Genomic DNA, 3,085 nt, shown 5'->3' on the forward strand with positions numbered 1-3,085 from the left:
TAAGGGCCGGGATCCTCAAGAGGATCCCGGCCCTTCCGGTCAGTAGCGGGGACAGGATTTGAACCTGCGACCTCTGGGTTATGAGCCCAGCGAGCTACCGAGCTGCTCCACCCCGCGTCGGTAAACCCCACTGTACGGCACCCGCGGGCCGGTGCGTCGCCATTTCTCCAGCTCAGGCCTCCGCGGTCCACGGGGGTGGCGGGGCTCCATCCGTTCTTTAGGCCGCAGCCCCTATGGTGATCACAGCAGCTGGTTCGCCCCCGCCCTCCAGGCGGGACGCGTCGCAAGAGGGAACCCGGTGGGAATCCGGGACTGCCCCGCAGCGGTGAGCGGGAACGACCGCCGTCATACGCACTGGGCCCGTACGGGTCTGGGAAGCGACGGCCAGTAGGTGTCTGCCCGAAGGGGCGGCGCGCCCGCAAGTCCGAAGACCTGCCCGTTGCCCGTGCACGCGCCGTCGTGCGCGGACGTTCCGGTGACCTCGTGGGCGGGTCGGTGGACCATCAGACGGTCGTGTCCGTGCCCGGCGCGCGACGTACCGTCCGGTCAGCCATCCCTTCGCCCCCGCGCCCCGCGTCCCGTCACCGGGATCCATGGAGACGTGCTCGCGAAGGAGAGTTCCGTGACGATCGAGTCCACCCCCGAGGCCGTAGAGGCCACCGTGTACGGCTACCCCCGCCAGGGTCGGAACCGGGAACTGAAGAAGGCGATCGAGGGCTACTGGAAGGGCCGGGTCAGCGCCGGATCCCTCCACGAGACCGCGGCCGGCCTGCGCCGGACGAACTGGCGGCAGCTGGCCGAGGCCGGCATCACCGAAGTGCCCACCGGCGACTTCTCGTACTACGACCACGTCCTCGACACCAGCGTCATGGTCGGCGCGGTCCCCGCCCGCCACCGCGCCGCCGCGGGCGTCGACGCCCTGGACGGCTATTTCGCGATGGCCCGCGGCACGCAGGACGTGGCCCCGCTGGAAATGACCAAGTGGTTCGACACCAACTACCACTACCTGGTGCCGGAACTCGGCCCCGACACCGTCTTCACCGCCGACTCCACCAAGCAGGTCGCCGAACTGAAGGAAGCCCTGGCGCTCGGCGTCAAGGCACGCCCCGTGCTCGTCGGACCGATCACCTACCTCCTGCTGGCCAAGCCCGCCCCCGGCGTGGCCGAGGACTTCCAGCCGCTCACCCTGCTCGACCGGCTGCTGCCCGTCTACGCCGAGGTCCTCGCCGACCTGCGGGCCGCCGGAGCCGAATGGGTCCAGCTCGACGAGCCCGCCCTGGTCGCGGACCGCACCCCGGCCGACCTGGGCGCCGCCGCCCGCGCCTACCGCGACCTGGGCGCCCGCGCCGCACGCCCCAAGCTGCTCGTCGCGTCCTATTTCGACCGGCTCGGCGAGGCCCTGCCGGTGCTGGTCAAGGCTCCCGTCGAAGGACTCGCCCTGGACTTCACCGACCGGGCCGCCGCCAACCTCGCCGACCTCGCCGCCGTCGGGGGACTCCCGGGCAAGCGGCTGGTCGCGGGCGTGGTCAACGGCCGCAACATCTGGATCAACGACTACGAGAAGTCCCTCGCGACCCTCGGCACCCTCCTGGGCCTCGCCGGCCGGGTCGACGTGGCCGCCTCCTGCTCCCTCCTGCACGTCCCGCTCGACGCGGCCGCCGAGCGCGACACCGATCCGCAGATCCGCCGCTGGCTGGCCTTCGCCCGGCAGAAGACCGCCGAGATCACCACGCTGGCCCGCGGCCTCTCCCGGGGCACCGGCGCCATCGCCGGCGAACTCGCGGCCAACCGTGCCGACCTCGCCTCCCGAACCCACTCCGCGATCACCCGCGACCCCGCCGTACGCGCCCGGACCGCGGCCGTCACCGACACCGACGGCCGTCGCTCCGAGCCCTACGAGCGGCGCGCGGCCGCGCAGCGGGCCCACCTCGGCCTGCCCCTGCTGCCCACGACGACCATCGGCTCCTTCCCGCAGACCACCGAACTGCGCACCGCACGCGCGGACCTGCGCGCGGGACGGCTCGACGAGGCCGGCTACGAGAGCCGTATCGAGGCCGAGATCCGCGAGGTGATCGCCTTCCAGGAGAAGACCGGCATGGACGTCCTCGTGCACGGTGAGCCCGAACGCAACGACATGGTGCAGTACTTCGCCGAGCGGCTCACCGGCTACCTCGCCACGCAGCACGGCTGGGTCCAGTCCTACGGGACCCGCTACGTCCGGCCGCCGGTCCTGGCCGGGGACGTATCCCGCCCCGATCCGATGACCGTGCGCTGGACGGCGTACGCCCAGGCGCAGACGACGAAGCCGGTCAAGGGGATGCTCACCGGCCCGGTGACCATGCTCGCCTGGTCGTTCGTCCGCGACGACCAGCCCCTCGGCGAGACCGCCCGCCAGGTCGCGCTCGCCCTGCGCGACGAGGTCGTCGACCTGGAGGCGGCGGGGACCTCCGTCATCCAGGTCGACGAACCCGCCCTGCGGGAAACGCTGCCGCTGCGGGCGGCCGACCACGCCGGATACCTCGACTGGGCAACGGAGTCCTTCCGTCTCAGCACCTGCGGGGTACGGCCGGAGACCCAGATCCACACCCACATGTGCTACGCCGAGTTCGGCGACATCGTCGAGGCCATCGAGGCCCTCGACACCGACGTGATCAGCCTGGAGGCGGCCCGCTCGCACATGCGGGTGGCCGACGAACTCGCCGGCGCCCGCTACCCCCGCGAGGTCGGTCCCGGCGTCTGGGACATCCACTCCCCGCGCGTCCCGTCCGCCGCGGAGGCCGCGGCCCTGCTGCGCAAGGGGCTGGAGGCCATCCCGGCCGGGCGCCTGTGGGTCAACCCGGACTGCGGCCTGAAGACCCGCGGCTGGACCGAGACGAAGGCCTCGCTGGAGCACCTGGTCGAGGCGGCGCACCAGGTCCGTTCGGAGGTCACGACGGCCTGACGGGTGGTCCGCCAGGGCCCGGAGAGGGCAGGACGGGCGGTGGCAGGCGCCGCCGCCCGTCGTGGCCGGGTTCAGAACCAGGTGAGGGTGAGGGGGAAGGTGGTGGTTGCGGTGGCCGGGGTGGTGTCGGTGGCGGTGGCGGTG

1 protein-coding gene, 1 tRNA gene and 1 riboswitch are annotated in these 3,085 nt (G+C 72.5%); of the genes, one reads left to right on the top strand and one right to left on the bottom strand.

Annotated features, from left to right (window positions below; all coding sequences use genetic code 11):
• Nucleotides 1-43: 43 nt before the first annotated feature.
• Nucleotides 44-117: transfer RNA gene (locus tag ABZY44_RS37475), tRNA-Met, on the bottom strand.
• A 116-nt stretch (nucleotides 118-233) separates the two neighbouring features.
• Nucleotides 234-455, top strand: a riboswitch (cobalamin riboswitch).
• Between the two features lie 167 nt (nucleotides 456-622).
• Between ABZY44_RS37475 and metE the strand changes: the two genes are divergently transcribed.
• Entirely contained in the window at nucleotides 623-2,941 is a 2,319-nt protein-coding gene (gene metE / locus ABZY44_RS37480) for a 5-methyltetrahydropteroyltriglutamate--homocysteine S-methyltransferase (protein ID WP_356661999.1), read from the top strand.
• Nucleotides 2,942-3,085 lie beyond the last annotated feature (144 nt).

This window comes from Streptomyces sp. NPDC006544, assembly GCF_040611715.1.
Taxonomy (GTDB): domain Bacteria; phylum Actinomycetota; class Actinomycetes; order Streptomycetales; family Streptomycetaceae; genus Streptomyces.